General features: G+C 71.6%; 21 protein-coding genes. 10 read left to right on the top strand and 11 right to left on the bottom strand.

Annotated elements, in window-relative coordinates; translation table 11 throughout:
• The first annotated feature begins 27 nt into the window (after nucleotides 1-27).
• Together AA23TX_RS15515 and AA23TX_RS49585 are read left to right on the top strand one after the other, a co-directional pair.
• Nucleotides 28-867, top strand: a complete 840-nt coding sequence (locus tag AA23TX_RS15515) for a phytanoyl-CoA dioxygenase family protein (protein WP_155543225.1) — start codon at nucleotides 28-30, stop codon at nucleotides 865-867.
• A gap of 41 nt (nucleotides 868-908) precedes the next feature.
• Entirely contained in the window at nucleotides 909-1049 is a 141-nt protein-coding gene (locus tag AA23TX_RS49585; RefSeq protein WP_196425335.1) for a hypothetical protein, read from the top strand.
• 3 nt (nucleotides 1050-1052) lie between these two features.
• Here the strand turns inward: AA23TX_RS49585 and AA23TX_RS15520 are convergent, their stop codons facing one another.
• Both AA23TX_RS15520 and ligA read right to left on the bottom strand, forming a co-directional pair.
• Nucleotides 1053-1445 (bottom strand): CesT family type III secretion system chaperone, encoded by a 393-nt coding sequence (locus AA23TX_RS15520; RefSeq protein ID WP_155543226.1) that lies wholly within the window; start codon nucleotides 1443-1445, stop codon nucleotides 1053-1055.
• A 57-nt stretch (nucleotides 1446-1502) separates the two neighbouring features.
• A complete protein-coding gene (ligA, locus tag AA23TX_RS15525) occupies nucleotides 1503-3494 on the bottom strand; it encodes an NAD-dependent DNA ligase LigA (RefSeq protein WP_155543227.1) in 1992 nt (663 codons plus the stop codon).
• A 174-nt stretch (nucleotides 3495-3668) separates the two neighbouring features.
• Here ligA and AA23TX_RS15530 point away from each other — a divergent pair, with 174 nt between their 5' ends.
• Entirely contained in the window at nucleotides 3669-4940 is a 1272-nt protein-coding gene (locus AA23TX_RS15530; protein ID WP_155543228.1) for an HNH endonuclease signature motif containing protein, read from the top strand.
• A gap of 108 nt (nucleotides 4941-5048) precedes the next feature.
• Here AA23TX_RS15530 and AA23TX_RS15535 read toward each other — a convergent pair whose 3' ends face one another.
• Entirely contained in the window at nucleotides 5049-5939 is an 891-nt protein-coding gene (locus tag AA23TX_RS15535; RefSeq protein WP_155543229.1) for an isocitrate lyase/PEP mutase family protein, read from the bottom strand.
• Between the two features lie 5 nt (nucleotides 5940-5944).
• Nucleotides 5945-7174 carry a sialidase family protein gene (locus tag AA23TX_RS15540; RefSeq protein ID WP_155543230.1) on the bottom strand — a complete coding sequence of 410 codons (1230 nt, stop codon included), beginning with the start codon at nucleotides 7172-7174 and terminating at the stop codon, nucleotides 5945-5947.
• A gap of 195 nt (nucleotides 7175-7369) precedes the next feature.
• Here AA23TX_RS15540 and AA23TX_RS15545 point away from each other — a divergent pair, with 195 nt between their 5' ends.
• Nucleotides 7370-7951: a hypothetical protein gene (locus AA23TX_RS15545; RefSeq protein WP_155543231.1), complete on the top strand. Its 582-nt coding sequence runs from the start codon at nucleotides 7370-7372 to the stop codon at nucleotides 7949-7951.
• On the opposite strand, the gene AA23TX_RS15550 is transcribed toward AA23TX_RS15545, so the two are convergent.
• Nucleotides 7848-8294 carry a hypothetical protein gene (locus tag AA23TX_RS15550; RefSeq protein ID WP_155543232.1) on the bottom strand — a complete coding sequence of 149 codons (447 nt, stop codon included), beginning with the start codon at nucleotides 8292-8294 and terminating at the stop codon, nucleotides 7848-7850. The genes AA23TX_RS15545 and AA23TX_RS15550 overlap by 104 nt on opposite strands.
• Before the next feature lie 9 nt (nucleotides 8295-8303).
• On the opposite strand from AA23TX_RS15550, the gene AA23TX_RS15555 reads away from it, so the two are divergent.
• The 3 genes from AA23TX_RS15555 to AA23TX_RS15565 all read left to right on the top strand — a co-directional run bounded on the left by AA23TX_RS15555 (nucleotide 8304) and on the right by AA23TX_RS15565 (nucleotide 13876).
• Complete coding sequence (locus tag AA23TX_RS15555) at nucleotides 8304-9173, top strand: FkbM family methyltransferase (RefSeq protein WP_230862505.1); 870 nt, start codon at nucleotides 8304-8306, stop codon at nucleotides 9171-9173.
• 42 nt (nucleotides 9174-9215) lie between these two features.
• On the top strand, nucleotides 9216-10088 hold the full coding sequence (locus AA23TX_RS15560; RefSeq protein ID WP_155543233.1) for a TIGR03619 family F420-dependent LLM class oxidoreductase: 873 nt from the start codon (nucleotides 9216-9218) through the stop codon (nucleotides 10086-10088).
• A gap of 119 nt (nucleotides 10089-10207) precedes the next feature.
• Complete coding sequence (locus AA23TX_RS15565) at nucleotides 10208-13876, top strand: CARDB domain-containing protein (RefSeq protein ID WP_155543234.1); 3669 nt, start codon at nucleotides 10208-10210, stop codon at nucleotides 13874-13876.
• Nucleotides 13877-13907: 31 nt separating this feature from the next.
• Here the strand turns inward: AA23TX_RS15565 and AA23TX_RS15570 are convergent, their stop codons facing one another.
• The gene (locus AA23TX_RS15570; RefSeq protein WP_155543235.1) at nucleotides 13908-15053 is read right to left on the bottom strand and encodes an NAD(P)/FAD-dependent oxidoreductase; all 1146 of its coding nucleotides are present in this window, start codon (nucleotides 15051-15053) and stop codon (nucleotides 13908-13910) included.
• Nucleotides 15054-15125: 72 nt separating this feature from the next.
• The gene (locus AA23TX_RS15575; protein ID WP_230862506.1) at nucleotides 15126-15365 is read right to left on the bottom strand and encodes a hypothetical protein; all 240 of its coding nucleotides are present in this window, start codon (nucleotides 15363-15365) and stop codon (nucleotides 15126-15128) included.
• 216 nt (nucleotides 15366-15581) lie between these two features.
• Between AA23TX_RS15575 and AA23TX_RS15580 the strand changes: the two genes are divergently transcribed.
• Nucleotides 15582-15962 (top strand): ATP-binding protein, encoded by a 381-nt coding sequence (locus AA23TX_RS15580; RefSeq protein WP_155543236.1) that lies wholly within the window; start codon nucleotides 15582-15584, stop codon nucleotides 15960-15962.
• Nucleotides 15963-15971: 9 nt separating this feature from the next.
• Here AA23TX_RS15580 and AA23TX_RS15585 read toward each other — a convergent pair whose 3' ends face one another.
• Together AA23TX_RS15585 and AA23TX_RS15590 are read right to left on the bottom strand one after the other, a co-directional pair.
• Complete coding sequence (locus AA23TX_RS15585; protein WP_230862507.1) at nucleotides 15972-16850, bottom strand: S1 family peptidase; 879 nt, start codon at nucleotides 16848-16850, stop codon at nucleotides 15972-15974.
• Between the two features lie 45 nt (nucleotides 16851-16895).
• Nucleotides 16896-17522 (bottom strand): TetR/AcrR family transcriptional regulator, encoded by a 627-nt coding sequence (locus AA23TX_RS15590; protein ID WP_155543237.1) that lies wholly within the window; start codon nucleotides 17520-17522, stop codon nucleotides 16896-16898.
• Between the two features lie 108 nt (nucleotides 17523-17630).
• On the opposite strand from AA23TX_RS15590, the gene AA23TX_RS15595 reads away from it, so the two are divergent.
• Both AA23TX_RS15595 and AA23TX_RS15600 read left to right on the top strand, forming a co-directional pair.
• Nucleotides 17631-18140 carry a DUF4863 family protein gene (locus AA23TX_RS15595; protein WP_155543238.1) on the top strand — a complete coding sequence of 170 codons (510 nt, stop codon included), beginning with the start codon at nucleotides 17631-17633 and terminating at the stop codon, nucleotides 18138-18140.
• Entirely contained in the window at nucleotides 18137-18835 is a 699-nt protein-coding gene (locus AA23TX_RS15600; RefSeq protein WP_155543239.1) for a nitroreductase, read from the top strand. Before AA23TX_RS15595 ends, AA23TX_RS15600 begins: the two co-directional genes overlap by 4 nt.
• A 2-nt stretch (nucleotides 18836-18837) precedes the next feature.
• Here AA23TX_RS15600 and AA23TX_RS15605 read toward each other — a convergent pair whose 3' ends face one another.
• Both AA23TX_RS15605 and AA23TX_RS15610 read right to left on the bottom strand, forming a co-directional pair.
• Nucleotides 18838-19716, bottom strand: coding sequence for a CU044_5270 family protein (locus AA23TX_RS15605; RefSeq protein ID WP_155543240.1), 879 nt, complete (start codon nucleotides 19714-19716; stop codon nucleotides 18838-18840).
• On the bottom strand, nucleotides 19709-20299 hold the full coding sequence (locus tag AA23TX_RS15610; protein ID WP_155543241.1) for an RNA polymerase sigma factor: 591 nt from the start codon (nucleotides 20297-20299) through the stop codon (nucleotides 19709-19711). Before AA23TX_RS15610 ends, AA23TX_RS15605 begins: the two co-directional genes overlap by 8 nt.
• Between the last annotated feature and the right edge of the window lie 100 nt (nucleotides 20300-20399).

Below are 20399 nucleotides of genomic sequence, written 5' to 3' on the forward strand. Positions count from 1 at the left end.
GCCGTCGTGACCCCTCGGAGGTGCCCAATGACCACTGACCTGACCACACCGCTGCCCGCCGCCGAAGTCGAGTCCCTGACCGGCCGGCTGCACGAGGACGGCATCATCGGCCTGCCCGGCGCGTTCCCGCGCGACTGGGTGCACCGGCTCGGCGAAGACATCGACGCGGCGTTCGCCGAGGCCCGCGCCCGGCCCGGCGGCGCCGTCGGCCGCGGCCCGAACCGCTACTACGTCGAGATCCACCCGGAGCAGCTGCGCGGGTTCGCCGACCTGGCCGGGCACCCGTGGATCACCGCGGTGGCCGAGGCCGTGCTGGGGCCGGAGTACCGGATCGTCGAGGTCGGGTTCGACGTCCCGCTCGCCGGCGCGGTCGACCAGCCGTGGCACCGCGACTTCCCGATGCCCGAGGAGACGGCCCGCCACCGCAGGCTGAACTCGCTCGCCGTTAACGTCACCGCCGTCGACACCGAGCCGGACATGGGCCCGTTCGAGATCGCGCCCGGCACCCACTGGGACGACGGCAGTGCGTTCGAGCACGGCATGTTCCCGCCGCGTTCGGCCTACCCGCGCTACCGCTCGCTGGCGGCGCGCAAGTTCCCGCGGATGGGGGACATCTCGATCCGCTCGGCGCTGACCGTCCACCGCGGTACCGCGAACCACTCGGCGAAGTCCCGGCCGGTGCTGGTGCTGGGCCTCGACGCGCCGGGGGCGGGCAACGACGAACGCCACGACACCGCGGTGACGCACGACTTCTGGGCGTCCCTGCCGGAGTCCGTGCGCGCCCACCTGCACTGCCCGATCGTCGACGCGCTGGAGCCGATCACCCAGAAGCACACCATCGAGGGGCTGGTGATGGGTGAATCCTGAACCCGATGTTTGCCGTGGCCGGTGCGCGGCAACACTTCGGCATGACTGACGCAGGGATCACCGAAATGTCGGGCCGGGCCGGGGTCGTCGCGGGACTGCGGCGAGTGCTGCTGGCGTTCGGGGTCGGCGGCGCGCTCGCGTGCCTCGCCTGGATGGCGTTGTGGCTCGCGATGCACGTTTAGGAGCTAGAACTCGTCCGACTGGGTCAGCTGGTGCTCGAGCGAGTCGGCCCGCGCGACGACCGCCTTGAGCGGGCGCTCGAACTCGTGCTCGATGCTGAGGTCCTCCAGCGGCACGGTGTGCTTCAGCAGCGCCACGCCGTCCACCACGGCCGCGCCGCCGACAGCCGACGAGCCGGCCAGCTCGAGCAGGCTCCGCAGGTCGATCTTGTCGGCCCAGCCGACCGGTGACGAGATCTCGATCCACGCGCCGTCGTGCAGTTCCTCCACGTGGTGCACGGTCACCTGCTGCGTCCGGCCGTCCGGACCCTCCAGGCGGAACCGGAGCCAGCCGTCGGTGTCCTCCAGGACCTCGTACCGCGTCCGGACAAAGTTGATCACATCGGTCCAGGTGGTCACCCGCTCCGCCTCTCCCTCGGGCCTGCTGCGCGTCGCAGCATCTCACGAGCCCCCGCGTCAGATGATTCCGGCTTCGATCAGCTGCGGCCAGATTTCACTCTGGTCGGCGACGGTCACGCCGTGCTTCTCCGCCTTGGTGAGCTTGGCGGCGCCGACGTCGGCGCCGGTGATGAGCAGGTCCGTGCTCGCCGAGACCGAGGACGCGATGGTCGCGCCGGCCTTCTCGCAGAGCCGCTGGAACGTCGGCCGGGGGACCTTCTCGCCCGAGCGCGGGTCGCTGATCGAGCCGGTGACCACGACCGTCTTGCCGGCCAGCGGAGCGCCGGCCGCGACGACCGGCGGGAGATCCTCCTCGCGGACGTCCAAGGACACGCCCCGCTCCCGCAGCCGTTCCAGCTCGGGCCGCAGCCGCGTGAGGTGCTCGATCAGCGACGCGGCGACCTTCGGCCCGATGTCCTCGACGGCGACGAGCCCGTCGACGCCCGCCGCGACGACGTCTTCCAGTGAGCCGAAGCCCGCCCGGCACAGGCGGGCGGCGGTGCCTTCGGACGCCATCGGGATGGCGAGCCCGATCAGCGCCCGGCGCAGCCCGACCGACCGGCTCCCGTCGATCGACTCGATCATCCGCGTGGCCGAGACCTCGCCGATGCGGTCGAACTCCAGCAGCCGTTCCTTGGTCAGCGCGTAGAAGTCCGAGGGGTGCTCGAGGTCGCCGGATTCGGCCAGCCGTTCGATCCAGACGCCGCCGATGGCGTCGACGTCCGCCGCGGCCCGCGACGCCCAGTGGATCAGCCGCCGCACGGTTTGGGCGGGACAGGCGACGTTGGTGCAGAACAGTTCCCGGCTGTTGCCCTGCTCGGTCAGCGGCTGCCCGCACGACGGGCACTCGCTCGGCGGGACGATCTCCCGCTCGTCGCCGGTGCGTTTCGACGCGTCGAGCACGCCGGCCACGAACGGGATGACGTCCCCGGCCCGGCGGACCAGGACGGTGTCGCCGATCTTGATGCCGCGGGCCTTGATCACCTCCTGGTTGGCCAGCGTGGCGCGGGTGACGGTGGTGCCGCCGACGAACACGGGTTCCAGCCAGGCGACGGGGGCGATCTTGCCGGTCTTGCCGACGTCCCAGACGACGTCGGCCAGGACGGTGGTCTTCTCCTCGGCGGCGAACTTGAAGGCGAGCGCCCCGCGCGGCGAGCTCGACCGGGTCCCGGCGGCGGCGTAGGCGGTGCGGTCGGCGAGCCGCAGGACGGCGCCGTCGAGGTCGTAGTCCAGGTCGTTGCGCTGCCGTTCGATCTCGCCGATCACTTCTTGCGCTTTCGCCGCGTCGCCGCACCGCCGCATGTCGGCGGCGGTGAAACCGAGCGTGTTCAGGGCGCTGCCGAGGTCGGTTTCGGCGTTGTCGGGATCGGTGTCGAGGTCGAAGGCGAAGAACCGCAGCCGCCGTTCGGCGACGGTGGCCGGATCCTTGGCCCGCAGCGTGCCGGCGGCGGCGTTGCGCGGGTTGATCAGCGGCTTGTCGGGGTGCGCGGCGTTGTAGGCGGCGAAGGTCGAGCGCAGCATGACGGCCTCACCCCGCACCTCGACCCGGCCGGGGGCGTTCACCCGGTCCGGGATGCCGTCGGTGAGGGCTTTCACCAGCCTGGTGACATCGTCACCGGTGGTTCCATCGCCCCGGGTGACGGCTCTCCGCAGCCGACCGTCTTCGTAGACGACGGCGAGCGACAGACCGTCCAGTTTGGGCATGACGACGACCGGCTGGCCCGGGAAGCGCGCGAAGAAGGCCTCGACCTGCTCGGGTTTCGTGGCTTTCTCGAGAGAGAGCATGGGCCGCGAGTGCCGGATCGGGGCGTGCAGCACCGCCGGAGCGCCCACCTGGTCGAGGGGGTTCGGGTCCGGGGTCAAGTCCGGGTGGGCTTCGATGAGCGCCCGTAGTTCGTCTTCGACAGCGTCGTACTCGGCGTCCGCCACCAACGGCGAACCCCGGTAGTACGCGTCGCGGAGGACCACGATGCGGTCGGCCAGTTCCTGTATGCGCTCCCGAGCTTCCACGGGGAGGAGATTACCGGGCGGGTCCGACAGTTTCGGTGCGTCGGGGTCGCTCGTCGGGGCGGTTTCCCCGAGGCGGCTCGGCTGGGGCGGTTGCCTGCCGCTCGGGTCCTGCCGACTGCGGGTTCCACCTGATCGAGTGATGAACAGGTGTGCGACCGTCGGTAATCTTGGTTTGTGGACAGCGAAGCGGTGTGGCGTGCGGATGCGGTGGCTTTGGCCGACCGTATCTCCGCTCTGCTCACTGTTGTGCGGTCCGCTGAGGCGGAGATCGGTTCGCTGCTGGCGGAGATCGAGTCGCGCGGGGTTGTGGAGCTGTTCGGATATCGTTCTGTGGCGCGGCTTTTCGAGCATCTGGCCGATGTGCCCAAGGCTGCGGCCGAGGCTGTGGTGAAGCGTGCTCGGGCTCTCACCTCCGGTCGCACTCTCGACGGCGTTCCCGCTGTCGCTCCCGCCACCGGGGTTGCTGCTTTGGCTGGCCGGTTGAGCACCCCGATGATCGACACGATCGTCGGGGTGATGACGCAAGTCCCACTCGAACACCGCGCCGACGCTGAGCAGCATCTGCTGTCCTTCGCCTCCGATGCTGGGCACAAGCAGGTCGCCGCGTTGGGTGCGCGGATCCTGGCCCACCTCGACCCCGACGGCGCCGAACCTGACACCACGGAACCGGCCATGCCGAGCCGCGAACTTTCTTTGCGCCGCAAAAGAACCGGGACGTGGGAGCTTCAGGGCCGTTTCGACGACGAGACCGGCAGCCGGGCCAGTGCCTTGCTGGATTCTCTCGCGCAACGTCGTAGCGGTGAGGAAGGCGCGGACTTGCGTTCGCCGCAGGAACGTTACGGCGACGCCTTCTCCGACGCGATCGACTTGGCGTTGAGCTGTCCGGAGTTGCCGATGCAGGCCGGGGAGCGAGCGCACGTGATGGTCACGGTGTCGTTGGAGGACTTGAAGTCCAACCTCGGCCAAGCGATCCTCGGCGACACCGGAACCCGACCCCAGGCTCGCACCGGTCGAGCCACCCTCGGCGATCTTGGCACGATCTCCGCGGCCGAGGCCCGGATCCACGCCTGCGACTGCCTGCTCATCCCCGCCGTCCTGGGAGCGAAGAGCGAACCTCTCGACCTCGGCCGCCAGCGCCGCCTGGTCCCGCCGGGAATCCGCCGCGCGCTCTACATGCGCGACCGCGGCTGCGCGTTCCCGGGTTGTCACCGTCCACCTCGGCACTGCCAAGGTCACCACATCCGGCATTGGGCTGATGGTGGCCCGACCGAGCTGGGCAACCTGGTCCTGATGTGCGCCCACCACCACCGGCTGCTGCACCGTTCCGGTTGGCAGGTCCGCATCGCCACCGACGGCCTACCCGAGTTCTTGCCACCGGTGTTCCTGGACAAACGCCGAAAACCCAGGCGCAACAACCTTCATCAACCCTTACCGTTCGCAGCCTGAACACGACATGGGAAAGGCCCGCAGCCACCGGCTGCGGGCCTACACCCACGCCCTGAAGCGGCCGAGCGGTGCCCCCGGCACCCGCCAAAACCCCACCGACAAACAACCTCACCCGTCGCCGAACTGCTCGCCGATCTCCTCGATCTCCGGCAACCCGACCAGCCCCGCGAAGTCCGTCAACCCCGGCAGCTCGCGAACGGCCTCGACCGGTGTCCCGTCGCGCGCGATCCGGCCCAGCACCGTCCGCATCGCCTCGGTCGCCGCCAGCAGGGTCGAGATCGGACAGATCACCAACCGGAACCCCAGCTCGCGCAACCGCTCGCGCCCCAGCGGCGGGGTCTTGCCGCCCTCGGCCCAGTTGAACAGCAACGGCGTGTCGGCGAACGTCGACGCCACCCGCTCGATCTCGGCTTCGGACTGCAACGCCTCGACGAACACCATGTCCGCCCCAGCGTCCCGGTAGCGGCGCGCCCGGTCGATCGCCGCGTCGATACCCTCCACCGCGCGGGCGTCCGTGCGCGCGATCAGCAGGAAGTCCGGGTCGGACCGGGCTGCGACCGCGGCGCGGACCCGGTCGACCATCGTCGCGGCCGGGACCACGCGCTTGCCCTCGAGGTGACCACAGCGCTTCGGGGCCACCTGGTCCTCCAGGTGGATCGCCGCGACGCCGGCCGCTTCGTACTCCTTGACCGTGCGGATCACGTTGAGCGCGTTGCCGTAGCCGGTGTCCGCGTCGGCGATCACCGGGACCTCCACCGCCGACCGGATGCGGCTCGCCGCCTGGACCATCTCCGTCATCGTCAGCAGGCCGACGTCGGGACGGCCCAGCAGCGACGCCGTCGTGCCGAAACCGGTCATGTACACCGCTGGGAATCCGGCCGCCTCGACCAGCCGGGCGCTCAGCGCGTCGTACGCTCCCGGGGCGATGACCATGCCTTCGGCCAGCAGCGCACGCAGCCGCGCCGGCCCCGGGACGCGCGGACCCAGCAGATCGGCCACGTCGATCACCTCCTCGCGGGGACGTTCCCGAGCTGTCCCGGAGCCAAACCCACCCGCTCGAACACGATCTTCTCGTACGGGCCGGCCGTGCCCCTCTCGTACAGGATCCCGACCGTGGCCGGGTCGGCCTGCACCAGGTCGGAGTAGGCCGCCGGCCCACTGGTCAGCGTGCGGCCCGCGTGCCAGGTGTGCCCGCGGTCGGTGCTCAGCCGCAGCTGCATCACCGTGCGCGTGGCGGGGTCGGCCGGGCCCGAGTACAGCATCAGCCACGGGATCGTCGTCTGCAGCACGCTGCCCTCGACCTTCGTCCCGGACAGCGACGGCTGCACCCGGTACGGCCGGACCAGCGTCTTCCCGCCGTCCACGCTGTAGCCGTCGACGCGGTGCTCGGCGGCGGACCCCTGGTTGCGGCTGGAGAAGTAGAGGGTGCCGTCGGGCAGCTCGGTCGCCGACGTCTCGTTCGCGGCGACGACGCCGTCGGTGCGGTCGTCGGTGAAGCCGATGTGCCAGGTGCGGCCGTCGTCGTCGCTGTAGAGGTCGTGACCGCCGTAGTACTTCGCCTCGGTGCCCACGTCGGGGGAGCCGGCCGGCGGGGAGCTGGAGTGGTTGGCGGGCACCACGATCCGGCCCGCGTGCGGGCCGTGCCGCAGCAGCGTGGCGTGCCCGGGGCCGGTGGCGTACCACCGCCAGCCCGGCAGCTTCGCGTCGGCGGTGATGTCCCGGGCGGGGGACCAGGTGCGGCCGTTGTCGCGGCTGCGCAGCACGAAGACGCGGCGGGTGTCCTGCGCGGACGCCTGCCCGGACATGATCTGCTTCTCCGACACCAGTCCGTTGTGGCCGGTCAGCAGCACGAGCTCGCCGTCCCGCGCGAGCACCGGCGTCGGGTTGCCGGCGGTCGCGTCGCCGTTGGTGTCCACCACCGACAGCGGTCCCCAGGTGCAGCCGCCGTCGCGGGACGTGCGCGACACCGTCTGGATGGCCCCGGAGTCCCCGGCCGAGTCACGCCGTCCTTCGGCGAACGCGACCAGCGCGCCGTTCGCGGCCCGGACGACCGCGGGGATGCGGAAGGTGTCGTAGCCCTCGGTGCCGGAGGTGAAGGCCACCGACGACGCGCACCCGTGCGCCGGACCGGCCGTGGCCGCGGGGGCGAACGACAGCGCGGTCGTGGCCGCCGCCAGAAGGATCGTGCTGAACCTGCGCGTCACCGGTTCGACCTCCTCGTTGAGGTAGGACATGGGATGTCCGACGTCCTATGTCTGACAACCTAAGGAGGCCGGTGCGGGTTCGTCAAGGACCACGCTGGGTGCCCGGCCGGGCACGCGGCCGCCCGGGCGAACCGGGAGATCAACGACCGCTGGGCGGCGAAGCCCCTGACGGACGCGTCGTCGCGGCTGCGCTGGGCCGAGTGGGCCGAACCGCGGACGCGTGAAGTGTGCGAAGTCGATTACGTCACCGAATTCGGGGCCCGGGACCCCGGCACGATCACCTGCCGGATGATCTGCAGCCGGCTGGCGGGCTTCGATGGCGATTTCTTGACGCGCATCGACGAAGCCGACGCCGCCGCCCGGGCCCTGGGCTGGCTCGAGGGTGGCAGCGTGCTCCGGAGCTCGGTCGAGTACTACCGGATCACCGAGGCCGAGGCGGGCAAGGTCGACGCCGGGACCGTGCCCGGGGTGAGCTATCTCGTGCCCGGGCCGGCGCCCGGCACGACCGGCTGCAATTCACCGGGCTACCTCGGCGAATCCTGGGTGGAGCGGTCGGCCGATCTGTCGGGACGGTTCGGCGAATGGCCGTCCGGCGGTGCGCTGTTCGAACGGGCGAGTGGACCGCGACCGCAGGCGACGGCCGCGGACCTCCTGTCCCGCCATCGGTACGTCATGACCTTCACGCTGGGCACGGAGTGCCGGCTCAAGGTCGGTTGGCAGCGCACGGCCCGAAGTACAGGCACTCGACCAGCGCGTGGACGTCGTGCGCCCGCGCCCGCGGCTCCAGTTCGTCGAGCATCGCCGTGAGCGTCACGAGATCGACGCGGCCGTCGCCGGTCAGCGGGAACTGCCGCTCGCGCGTGTCGTGGTCCGGGCACCCGCTGCCGCGCAGGTTGCCCGCCGGGACGACCGCGAACACGACCTCGCCCTCGTCGCCGAAGGTGAAGTAGCACTGCAGGACGACCGGGGTGGCGTCGGAGACCGTGTTGGTCCGCTCGCCGCCGAAGCTGGCCGGGTACGACCAGCCCGCCGTGGCGTCGTCGAGGAACTTGACGTCGGCGGGGCCGGTGTCCCCGTCGAGCCGCCAGCCGCGGGCCAGCACGTGGTCGTGCACCTCGAGCTGGCGGGTGATGAGCAGCGTCGCGGTCATGCTCCCAGTGTGGCCCACGCCGTCGTCCACGATCGGGTGACCTACCAATGGGGCTGGATCACCGGCGCCGAGCCTGATAAGCCTCTGCGCGTGACGATGGACCTGCACAGCATCAACCCGTGGGAAGTGTCGTTCCTCCGCGAGGAGGTCGGCGGCTACTTCGCCCACGGCGTCGAGCTCGCCCCCGGCGCGACCGTCCTCGACGTCGGGGCCAACGTCGGCGTCTTCTCCGCAACGGTCTACGAGCGCCTCGGCGGTGACGTGCGGATCTACGCTTTCGAGCCGCTGCCCCCGCTCTACGAGAAGCTGGAAAGCAACGGCCGGGACTTCTTCGCGGGACGGCTGAAAGCGCTGCCCTTCGGGCTCGCGGCCGCCGAGGACGAGCTCGACTTCACCTACTTCCCGGGCGCGACGATCTTCTCGTCGTCGTGGCGGGACGAGGGCAACGTCGAGGCCGAGCGGAAGCGGGTCACCGCCAGCATCGTCGCGATGATCCGCCAGGGCGGCATGGGCCCGGCCGCCCGCCGCGTGCCTGCGCCGATCCTGCGCGGGCTGGTCAGCCGCCAGCTGAAGGTGCTGAACACCCTCGAAACGCACCGCGTCCGCGTCCGGCCGTTGTCGCCGGTGCTCGACGAGGAGGGGATCGACCGCATCGACCTGCTCAAGGTCGACGTCGAGGGCGCCGAGCTGGAGGTGCTGCGCGGGATCGAAGAGCGGCATTGGCCCCTGGTCCGGCAGGCGGTCGTCGAGGTGGAACGGTGGAGCGAAAACCGCGACCGCGTCCGCGAAGTCTTCGCGACGCGCGGGTTCACGGTCGAGGCGGAGCAGGACCCGGTCCAGCAGGCGGCCGACATCGGGATGGTGTTCGCGCGCCGCTGACCCTTGCCTTGACGCGGACGTCACGGTTTACCGTCGCCCGTTGTGAAATTCGGAATCAGCTACAGCACGCCCCACTTCGGTGTCGACCCGGACACGCTCACGCGGTTCGCGCAGGACGCCGAGGACCTCGGCTTCGAATCGCTGTACGTGCCGGAGCACGTCGCACTCCATCCCGGCGCGAAGATCGGGCCGATGGAGCTGGACCCGTCACTGCCCTACGGTGATCCGCTCGAATGCCTGACCTTCGCCGCCGCCCGCACGCGGCGCATCCTGCTCGGCACCGGCGTCCTGCTTTTGCCCTACCACCACCCGGTCGTGCTCGCCAAGCGGCTGGCGACGCTGGACCTGCTCTCCGGCGGCCGCCTGCGGCTGCTCACCATCGGTGTCGGCGCGCTGCCCGGCGAGGCCGCGGCCACCGGGGTCGACTTCGCCACTCGCGGCCGCCGGGCCGACGAGGCGATCGACGTCCTGCGGCTGCTCTGGGCCGGCGGCGCGGACGGCGTCAGCCACTCGGGGGAGTTCTTCACCCTCGACGCCGTCTGCAGCTTCCCGAAGCCGGTCGGCGGCGTCCTGCCGATCCACGTCGGGGGGTCGAGCGCGGCCGCGGCGCGGCGGGCCGGGCGGCGCGGGGACGGTTTCTTCCCCGGCGGCCTGCTCACCCCGGACGAGCGCCGCCGCCAGTTCGCGCTCGCCCGGACGGCCGCGGGTGAAGCCGGCCGGGACCCGGACTCGTTGCAGCACACGCGATGGGGGTCGATCGGAATGTCCGAAGAGGACGCCGAGACGCTCGCCGGGCAAGGCGTCACCCGCGTCGTCGTGAGCCCCACGAGCGCCGACCCGGACGGTCGGCGAGAGGAGATGGCGGCGTTCGCCGAGCGGTTCGCCCTGGTTCGTCCGGTTGGGCCAGTCGAGTGACGGCGAAGGAGTCGTAAATTTTCTGATCGGTGTCAAGTTCTTGCGTGACGGCGCTCACTTGTTGCATGCTCGGGTGGCTCAGGCTCCCGTCCCCGCCGTCTCGAAGAAGAGAAGACGCCATGACTCGTACGCGCCTGTCCCGGCTCGTCGCCGGTTTCCTCGCCGTGGGGCTGTCCGTCGCCGGGCTCTCCCTCGCGTCCGCCGCGAGCGGCCCACCCGCTTCATCCGCGGCGGCAGCCGCGGAAGTGCCCCTGACCCGGACGGTGTCGGCGAGCAGCGCGCTGCCCGGCTATCCCGTCGCCAACGCCGTCGACGGGAACCAGGCCACGTACTGGGAATCCGCGAACAACGCCTTCCCGCAGTGGATCCAGGCCGACCTCGGCTCGGCGAAGTCCCTCTCGCGGATCGTGCTGAAGCTGCCGACCGGCTGGGAGGCCCGCACCCAGACCCTCGCCGTGCGCGGCAGCAGCGACGGCGCGACGTTCACCGACCTCGTCGCGGCGGCCGGGTACGTCTTCACCCCGAACGCCAACACCGTCACCATCCCGGTGACGGCCTCGACCCGGTACGTCCGCCTGAACGTCACCGCCAACTCGCAGTGGCCCGCCGCGCAGCTCTCGGAGTTCGAGCTCTACGGGCTCGACACCGGGGACACGCAGCCGCCGACCGCGCCGGCGAACCTCGCGCTGACCGAACCCGCCGCCGGCCAGGTCAAGCTGACGTGGTCGGCCTCGACCGACGACGTCGGCGTCACCGGCTACACCGTCTACCGCGACGGCACGGCCGTCACCACGGTCACCGCCACCACCTTCACCGAGACCCGGCCGGCCGGTACGCGCGTCGAGTACTTCGTCCGGGCCAGGGACGCCGCCGGGCACGAGTCCGCCGACAGCGGCCACGTCGTGCGCCAAGGCACGCAGGCCGGGCAGAACCTCGCCGCGGGCAAGCCGATCGAGGCGTCGTCGAGCGTCTTCTCCTTCGTCGCCGCCAACGCGAACGACAACAACACCGGCACGTACTGGGAAGCTTCGGGCCAGTCGAGCACGCTGACCGTCAAGCTCGGCGCGAACGCCGACCTCGACCAGGTCGTCGTCAAGCTCGACCCCGACACGGCCTGGGGCGCGCGGACGCAGACCTTCGAGGTCCTCGGCCGCGACCAGGGCGCCACGGCGTTCACCTCCCTCAAGGCCCGCGCCGACTACCGGTTCGACCCGGCGGGCAACCAGAACACGGTGACCATCCCGGTCGGCGGCCGCACGGCCGACGTCCGGCTGCAGTTCTCCGCCAACTCCGGCGCGCCCGGCGGGCAGGTCGCGGAGTTCCAGGTGTTCGGGGCCCCGGCGCCGAACCCGGACCTCGTCGTCACCGGCACGACGTGGACGCCGGCGAACCCGACGGAGACGAGCCAGGTCACGGTCTCGGCGACGGTCAAGAACGCGGGCACCGCGGCCGCGGGCGCGACGACCGCCACCGTCAGCCTGGGCGGCACCGTCGTCGGCAACGCGGCTGTCGGCGCCCTCGCCGCCGGCGCGTCCACGACGGTGACCGTGAACGCGGGCACCCGGCCGCAGGGCACCTACAGCGTCTCGGCCACCGTCGACCCGGCGAACACGATCGTCGAGCAGGACGACACCAACAACACGTTCACCGCACCGACCCCGCTCGTGATCGCCCAGGCGCCGGGCCCGGACCTCGAGGTCACCGGTATCACGTCGAACCCGGCGGCCGGCGCGGCGGTGTCGTTCACCGTCGCGGTGCACAACCGCGGCACGAGCGGCGCGGGCGCCTCGGTGACCCGGCTGACCGCCGGCGCCACCACGCTGACCGGCGCCACGGGCGCGATCGCCGCCGGAGCGACGGCGAACGCCGCGATCTCCGGCACGTGGACCGCCACCACCGGCGGCGCGACCCTCACCGCGACCGCGGACTCGACGAACACCGTCGCCGAGACCAACGAGTCCAACAACGACCTCTCCCGGGCGATCGTCGTGGGCCGCGGCGCGGCGGTGCCGTACACCGAATACGAGGCGGAATCGGCGCAGTACCAAGGACAACTGCTCCAGACCGACCCGCTGCGCACGTTCGGGCACACGAACTTCGCGACCGAGTCCTCGGGCCGCCAGTCCGTCCGGCTGGCGAACCAGGGCCAGTACGTGGAGGTCACGTCCACCAACCAGGCGAACTCGATCGTGGTGCGCAACTCGGTGCCCGACGCGGCCGCGGGCGGCGGGCAGGACTACACGCTCAGCCTGTACGTCAACGGAACCTTCGCGCAGAAGCTGACGCTGTCCTCGACGCACAGCTGGCTCTACGGCACCACCGACGACCCCGAGGGCCTGACCAACCGGCCCGGCGGAGACGCGCGGCGGCTGTTCGACGAGTCGCACGCCCTGCTGGCGCAGTCCTACCCGCCGGGCACGAAGTTCAAGCTGCAGCGGGACAACGGCGACAACGCGGCGTACTACGTCATCGACCTGGTCGACCTGGAACAGGTGGCGCCCGCGCTGCCGAAGCCGGCCGAGTGCACGTCGATCACCGAGTACGGTGCGGTGCCGAACGACGGCGTCGACGACGCACCGGCGATCCAGCGCGCGGTCACCGACGACCAGAACGGCAAGATCGCCTGCGTCTGGGTCCCCGAGGGCCAGTGGCGGCAGGAGGCGAAGATCCTCACCGACGACCCGACCGTGCCCAACGGCGGCGGCCAGTACAACCAGATCGGCATCTCCAACGTGACGATCAAGGGCGCCGGGATGTGGCGCTCGCAGCTGTACTCGCTGATCCAGCCACAGGACGCGGGCACCATCAACCACCCGCACGAAGGCAACTTCGGGTTCGACATCGACAAGAACACGCAGATCTCGGACCTCGCGATCTTCGGCTCCGGCCGGATCCGCGGCGGCGACGGCAACGCCGAGGGCGGCGTCGGGCTCAACGGCCGCTTCGGCACCGGAACGAAGATCTCCAACGTCTGGATCGAGCACGCGAACGTCGGCGTGTGGGTCGGCCGCGACTACAGCAACAAGCCCGAGCTGTGGGGCCCGGCCGACGGCCTGGAGTTCAGCGGCATGCGGATCCGCGACACCTACGCCGACGGCATCAACTTCACCAACGGCACGCGCAACTCGCGGGTGTTCAACTCGTCCTTCCGCACCACCGGGGACGACTCGCTCGCGGTGTGGGCCAACCAGTACGTGAAGGACCCTTCCACCGACATCGGGCACGACAACGTGTTCACCAACAACACGATCCAGCTTCCCTGGCGCGCCAACGGGATCGCGGTCTACGGCGGGTACGGCAACCGGATCGAGAACAACCTCGTCTACGACACGATGAACTACCCGGGCATCATGCTGGCGACCGACCACGACCCGCTGCCGTTCTCCGGGCAGACGACGATCGCCAACAACGCCCTCTACCGTTGCGGCGGCGTGTTCTGGGGCGAGCAGCAGCAGTTCGGCGCGATCACGTTCTTCGCGCAGGGCAAGGACATCCCGGGGGTGACGCTGCGGGACACCGAGATCCACGACTCGACCTACGACGGGATCCAGTTCAAGACCGGGGGCGGAGTCGTGACCGCGGCGGTCTCGAACGTCAAGATCGACCGGTCGGACAACGGTGCGGGCATCCTCGCCATGAGCGGCGCCCGGGGCAGTGCGACGCTGACGAACGTGACGATCTCCGGTTCGGCGAAGGGTGACGTCGTCATCGAACCGGGCTCGCAGTTCGTGATCAACGGTGCCCCGATCCCGGCCGTGGTCGCGTCGGGACGGCGTAGCGGGAAGTGACGGAAGGGGGGTGCCGCGGCACCCCCCTTCCTCACGCGTCGACCAGGTGCTTCCGCAGTGATTCCTGGCGCCGGCGGTCCTTGACCCACCACTTCCGGGCCCCGGGCTTGCGGGCCTCGTACGCCAGCTGCCTGACGATGCTCGCACAGATGAGCTCCTTGACCTTCGCCCCGGGCCGGCCGCTGATGCGGAGCCGGATCGCGGTGTCGTCGCGGCGGGAGAACTGGAAGATGCCGGCGCGGCGCCCGAGGCTCAGGCACAGTCCGGCGAACCCGACGTCGGCCGGGGCGGGACGCGTGCCCGCGAGCCGGCTGAGCACGGTCTCGGCCGCCTGCGGGCCGAGCTGGATCGCCGACTGGCAGCCCATCCGGTACGGCAGGTCGGACGGCGCCGCCGCGTCACCGGCCGCGACGATGCGGTCGTCGTCCACGCTGGTCAGCGTCTCGTCCGTGCGCAGGCGGCCCAGGGCGTCGGTGCTCAACCCGCTGCGCGCGGCCAGGTCCGGCACACCGAAACCGGCGGTCCAGACGGTCACCGGGCTCGGCAGCTCGCGGCCGTCGGCGAGCCGCACGGCATCGCGCGTCACCGCGCTCACCACCGCGTCGACGAGCACGGTCACACCCAGCTTCGCCAGCCGCGCGGCCACCGCGTGCCGGCCGCTCGGGTGCAGGGACGGCCCGAGCTCCCCGCCGCAGACCAGCGTCACGGCGCGGCCCGCTTCCGCCAGTTCGGCCGCGGTCTCGATCCCGGCCGGACCGGCTCCGACGACCGTCACCGCGGACGCGGCGTCGAGGACCGGCCGCAGCTGCCGGGCCTCCTCGAAAGTCGTGACGGGGTAGGCGAATTCGGGCACCGTCGCGCCGGTGCTGCCCACGGCGTAGATCAGGTAGTCGTAGGCCAGCGTGCGGCCGCCGGCCAGGGTCACGGCGCGCGCGGTCGCGTCGATCGCGGTCACGCTGTCCACGACCAGCCGGACGCGCTCGGCGAGGACGTCGCCGTAGGCCACGACCGCGTCGCCGGAACCGGCGGCGAGCTGGTGCAGGCGGATCCGCTCGACGAACCGCGGCCGCGGGTTGACCAGGGTGACGGCGACGTCGTCGCGCCGGGTCAGGCGGTTGGCGGCCATGACGCCGGCGTATCCGCCGCCGATCACGACCACTTCGGTGGGCTCGGTCATGGTGTCTCCTTCGATGCCGGGTTCGGCATGGAGACACCGCGGGGCCGCGCGCTGTGACAGCTGTGGTTCAGCTCACGCGCCGGTCGGCGACCGGGTCCACTGCAGGGCCGAGTGCCAGGCGGCGATGAGCGCCTCGTCGTCGGCGAAGCTCGGGCAGGTCCCGACCGGGACCCACGCCTGTTCGACGGCTTCGCCGTCTTCGACGCGCAGGACGGTCACCCCGGCGTATTCCAGTACTTCGCGGCCGTGCCCGGCGGGGACCGAGACCGCGCGGGTGCCCAGCTGCAGCCGCACCTGTCGTTCGCCCGTCATCGACCCCCGCTCTCCCTGTGATGCTCGACGGTGGTGTCGCGCACCGGCCGTGATCTGTAACAGCCCAGCGCCCCCGGGTGCGGTGAACGGCAGGAATCGCCCGGTCAATGGCAGGTGAACGACGAGCGGATGCGTCCGTTCGTGCTAATCCACGTGTGAGAGTGCTCCGGTCCGGTCACCCAGACCCGGGGGAACCGTTCTGGGGGTGCCGAAGACATGACACGGGAAAGTTTCGAGTTCGAAGCGGAGCCGGCGCAGATCAGGCTGGTGCGGTCGTGGGTGCGGGAGCGGCTGGCCGCGGGCGACGTGCCGGCCGAGGTGGCCGCGGACGTCGTGCTGATCACGGGGGAGCTGGCGACGAACGCCGTCCGGCACGCCGCCGGGCCCCTGCGGGCCCTGCTGATCCGGGCCGACGCCTCGGTGTGGGTCGGCGTCGAGGACGCCGGCGGGTCCGCCTGGTTCGACCCGGTGCTGCCCGAAGCCGCGCCGGCGGGGACCGGGCTCACCCTGGTCGCCGCGTGCTCCGACCGGCGCGGCCTCTTCCACCGCCGGGACGGCGGCAAGACCGTGTGGGCCGAGATCCCGCTCGCTTCCTGAACCGGCCGGTCAGCCGGTCTGCTCGCGGATCCAGTCCGCCACCACGTCGACCCGGGCGATCGTCTCCGCGCCCGGCTGGGGGCACGGCGGCCCGGTGTTGACGATCGCCACCAGGCGCCCGGTGCGGTCGTTGTCGTCCGAGACGAAGAACGGGCCGCCCGAGTCTTCCGGGCAGGGGCCGTTGTCCACGGTGCGCGTGCCGATCGGCAGCGCCTCCAGGGTCGAGGAGGCGATGCCCGAGACCCGGAACCGCCCGCGCTTGAGGTGGTCGGACGGGCCGAGCACGGTCGCCGAGTGCGAGCCCCAGCCGGCGAACTGCAGCTCTTCGCCGACCGACGGGCGCTTCGAGGCCAGCTCCACCGGGGTGATGCCCTCCACCGGCTCGCTGAGCTTCGCCACCGCGAGGTCGTTGACCGGCGACTGGCGGACGTCGACGACCACCGCCGTCTGCCCGCCGGGGTCGGTGTCCTTGAGCCGCCCGACCGTCACAGTCATCGTGTACGGCGGCCGGCCGCCGATGCGGGCGTCCTTGAGGTCGTGGAAGCAGTGCCCGGCCGTGACGACCCACTGCGGCGCCACCAGCGAGCCGCTGCAGGCGCCGTCGCGCACGCCGCCGCCCGGGACCGGGATGTCCGCCGACGTGAGTTTCGCGTTGAAGGGCAGGATCGGGTCGGGCTTGGGCGTCGTCGGGGCCGGCGGCGGTGGCGCCGGGTCACGGCCCAGTGCGGTGGTGTCGGGCAGGCTGTGCCCGCCGAGCGCCGCGGCCAGCGCCGGCCCGGCAGGCGCGCCGATGGCGGCGTTGGCGAACGCGATACCGGCCCCCACCAGCACCGCGACGGCCACGGCCCGCGCGCGGAAGCGGCGCCGTCGATCCGAAATCGTCCTCACACTCCTAATGCACGGATGAGAGGCCGAAATGGTTGTGCGAGGGACCTACTCGCGCTTGCGCGACGCCGTCGCGATCGCGGGCCACAGCACCGAAACGACCGATTCGGGAATGTCGTCCCGGCTCTCGCCGCGGTAGAAGGCGGCGAAGTAGCTGCCGAAGCACATCGTCGCGATGGTGTGCTTGTCGACGCCGTCCCGCACCGCGCCGGTTTCCTGCAGCCGGGTCAGCACGTTCTCGACCAGCGCGACCCGCGGTTCGACCGCGTGCTCGCGCAGGATCCCGAGCAGCTCCGGCGTGCGGTTCGCCTCGCCGGCGAAGTTGCCCATGAGGACCATGGCGTCCGGGTTGAAGTAGGCCGGGTCCAGCCGGCGGACGGCTTCGACGAGCGCCTCCCGCGGCGCCATGCTGCTCAGGTCGACGGCGTACATGTCCCGCTGCTTGCGGAAGCCGTAGTCCAGCGCGTCGACGACCAGCTCGAACTTCGTGCTCCACCGCCGGTAGAGCGTCGGGCGGCTGACCTTCGCGTCCGAGGCGATGTCACCGATGGTCATGAGCGAATAGCCGTCGCGGACGAGGCGTTCCCGGGTGGCCTGGATGATCGCCTCGTCGAGAGCGGCGTCGCGGGGACGGCCCCCGGGCCGGGCCGTCGCTTCTTCGCCTGCTCGAGCCATGGGAGGAGCCTAGCGGATTCGTTACGATCCCTGTCTGTTAAGTTACGATACTTGACTGTAACGAAACGACGGCTTACCTTCGGGGCACCCGATCGGGAGGAGCCCACGATGACCACCGCCCAGCAGCTGATCGACCGCAGCGTCCCGTTCCTCGACGCCGTCAAGAACCGGACCGCGGGCGGGGAGCTGGAAACCTGGCTCAACGACCACCACGGACCCGGCAGCCCGCTCTACGACGACCTGGCGCGCATGATCACCGACGGCGTCCGGGCCGGCTGGGCGGCGAACATCGAGGTGGACGGCCCGAAGTACCGGCGCAGCCGGATCGCCGACCCCCTGGACGTCCTGAACTGGTTCAGTGTCACCGCCGTCTACATGGACAGCGTCGAGCCCTACCGCGGGCAGTACCACCAGCACCCGTACGGCGAGCTCAACCTGGTGGTGCCGCTCGACGCGAGCGCGAAGCTGCGGGGCCCGCGCGGCTGGAGCGGCCCGGGCTGGACCGCCCCGGGTCCGGGGAGCCACCACTACCCGGAGGTCAAGGGCGGCGCCCTGATCGCCCTCTTCTTCCTGCCGGCGGGCCGCATCTCCTACGACATCACGCCGCCGGCCGAGTGAGCACCACCGTCGAGGAGGCGCTGCTGACCCGCCGCAGCTGCCGCGCGTTCCGGCCGGACCCGGTGCCGCGCGCGGAGGTGGAGCGGCTGCTGGACCTGGCGGCGCGGTCGGCCAGCAACTCCAACAGCCAGCCGTGGCGGGTGCACGTGCTCACCGGCGCGGCGAAGGCGGCGCTGAGCGCGGACCTGCTGGGCGCGCACGACGAGGGCCGCCGCTCGGCCGGGGAGTTCGCCTACCAGCCCGGCGCGGACCAGTGGCGCGAACCGTTCCGCTCGCGCCGCCGCCGGTTCGGCGAAGGGCTCTACCGCGACGCGCTCGGCATCGAGCCCGGCGACGCCGCCGGCCGCGCCGGGCACCACCGGCGCAACTACGACTTCTTCGGCGCCCCGGTCGGCATGGTCGTGACGGTCAGCCGGCTGCCCCTGCAGGGCGCGCTGGTCGACGCGGGCCTGTTCCTGCAGGCGCTGATGCTGGCGGCGCGCGGAGCCGGCCTGCACACGTGCGCGCAGGCGTCGCTGCTCGACTACCACCCGATCCTGCGCCGGCACCTCGGTGTGCCGGCCGATCACGTGATCGTCTGCGGGATCGCGCTCGGGTACGCCGACGAAAGCCACCCGATCGCCGGTCACCGCACGACCCGCGAGCCGGTGTCGGCGTTCGCGACCTTCCACGGTGCCCTCGACGACCCGGGCTGACGTCAGGGGCGCCGCCCCACCTCGTCGACGTAGGTCTTCACCATCACGGCGCTGTCCTCGGTACCCAGGAACTGGTACGTCGTGGCGTCGAAAACCAGCACGATCGGCTGCGCCTTCGGCGAGGAGCCCGGGGGCACCGGAAACCTGATCCCGACGCCCGGGCGGCCGGCGCCGTCGGTGACGTGGTCCAGGGCCGTCAGGCCCGGCACCTTCGCCGCCGCCTCGAACAGCGCCGCGTAGGACGCCGGCTGGAGGACCTGCTCGTAGGCGAGGGTGTAGACGGCCTTGCCGATGTAGGTGGCCCGGCCGTCGCGATCGGCCTCCTTTCCGTAGAGGTAGGCCAGCATCGCGTCGGCCGTCGTCGGCAGGTCCGTCCGGTAGACCGACTCGGGTACGCAGTCCTCGAGCGTCCCTTCCGCGCGCGGGTCGTTCGTGCCGTACATCGGCGCCTTGCCGTTGCGGCAGCCACCTTCCTTGGAGTTGCCGATCAGGCTGTCCCGGGTGCCGTCGACCGAGAGCCAGACCTCGCGGTTAGGGGGAATGGCGTATTCGGTCTTCACGTACAGGAACTGATCCGGGCGCGGCGGCTTGGCCGGCTCCTTCAGGGCGCTGCTCGCCGCTTCGGTCAGCACCTTGACCGGGTCGGCGTGCGCGACGCCGGCGCCGATGCCCACCCGATCGGCCGGCGCGAGCGCGACGACCGCGGTGATCGCCGCGGCCAGGCCGATCGAGGCGCCGGCGGCCCAGAACAGGCGCCGGGACCGGTGCGGCCGTTCGCCGCGGGCCGCGGCCAGCAGTCGCTCCCGGGCCGGGGTGAGGTGCTCCGCCGGCGCGAAGCCGATGGTGTCCGCGCGGTCGCGGATCAGGTCGAGCTCATCCATGGCTGAAGGTCTCCTTCACGAGGTCGAGGGCGCCGAGCTCGGCGCGGACGCGGGTGCGGGCGCGGTTGAGCCGCGATTTCACGGTGCCGACGGGGATGCCCAGCGCTTCGGCGACCTCCTGGTAGCCCAGCCCTTCCGCGGCGACGAGCAGCAGGACGTCCCGCTCGCGCGGACGCAAGGCGGCCAGCGCCCGGTCGAGGTCCGCGCCCAGCGCCTGGGCACTGACCCGGTCGGCGACCCGGTCGGCGTGGCCGTCGTCCACGGCGGGCGGCCCGACGGCCAGGCGGAGCTTCAGCTCCCGCACTTCGGCCCGCCACCGGCGCGAGACGAGGTTGGTGGCGATGCCGTAGAGCCAGGGCCGGGCGTCCGGCCGCGTGAGGTCGAACTTCGCGCGCTTGCCGAACGCGATGAGGAAGGTGTCCGCGAGGACGTCGTCCGCCGCGGTCGGGCCCAGCCGCCGGACCAGATAGCGGTGGATGTGCCGGGCGTGGCGGTCGAAGATGACCGCGAACAGGCTCGGCTCCTGCCGTGACCGCGCGATCACGCTCGCGTCGCCGTCGGCTTCGGTGTCTTCCGGGGTCATCGCCCGCCTCTCGCTGCGCAGAGTGTCATCTGCTGTTCTCACCGTTGCGGGAACGGGTTCCGGGGAGGGCGGTGAAAGTGAGCCAGGTCACGATGGTCGC

Origin of the sequence: Amycolatopsis camponoti, from assembly GCF_902497555.1 — a bacterium.
Lineage (GTDB): Bacteria > Actinomycetota > Actinomycetes > Mycobacteriales > Pseudonocardiaceae > Amycolatopsis > Amycolatopsis camponoti.

Excerpts from the sequence above, each read along its gene's own strand:
- AA23TX_RS15590 (WP_155543237.1), bottom strand. The coding sequence starts at position 17,522 with ATGGCTCGAGCAGGCGAAGAAGCGACGGCCCGGCCCGGGGGCCGTCCC.
- AA23TX_RS15595 (WP_155543238.1), top strand. The coding sequence starts at position 17,631 with ATGACCACCGCCCAGCAGCTGATCGACCGCAGCGTCCCGTTCCTCGAC.
- AA23TX_RS15570 (WP_155543235.1), bottom strand. The coding sequence starts at position 15,053 with ATGACCGAGCCCACCGAAGTGGTCGTGATCGGCGGCGGATACGCCGGC.
- AA23TX_RS15565 (WP_155543234.1), top strand. The coding sequence starts at position 10,208 with ATGACTCGTACGCGCCTGTCCCGGCTCGTCGCCGGTTTCCTCGCCGTG.
- AA23TX_RS15575 (WP_230862506.1), bottom strand. The coding sequence starts at position 15,365 with ATGACGGGCGAACGACAGGTGCGGCTGCAGCTGGGCACCCGCGCGGTC.
- AA23TX_RS49585 (WP_196425335.1), top strand. The coding sequence starts at position 909 with ATGACTGACGCAGGGATCACCGAAATGTCGGGCCGGGCCGGGGTCGTC.
- AA23TX_RS15605 (WP_155543240.1), bottom strand. The coding sequence starts at position 19,716 with ATGGATGAGCTCGACCTGATCCGCGACCGCGCGGACACCATCGGCTTC.
- AA23TX_RS15580 (WP_155543236.1), top strand. The coding sequence starts at position 15,582 with ATGACACGGGAAAGTTTCGAGTTCGAAGCGGAGCCGGCGCAGATCAGG.
- AA23TX_RS15515 (WP_155543225.1), top strand. The coding sequence starts at position 28 with ATGACCACTGACCTGACCACACCGCTGCCCGCCGCCGAAGTCGAGTCC.
- AA23TX_RS15540 (WP_155543230.1), bottom strand. The coding sequence starts at position 7,174 with ATGTCCTACCTCAACGAGGAGGTCGAACCGGTGACGCGCAGGTTCAGC.
- AA23TX_RS15550 (WP_155543232.1), bottom strand. The coding sequence starts at position 8,294 with ATGACCGCGACGCTGCTCATCACCCGCCAGCTCGAGGTGCACGACCAC.
- AA23TX_RS15610 (WP_155543241.1), bottom strand. The coding sequence starts at position 20,299 with ATGACCCCGGAAGACACCGAAGCCGACGGCGACGCGAGCGTGATCGCG.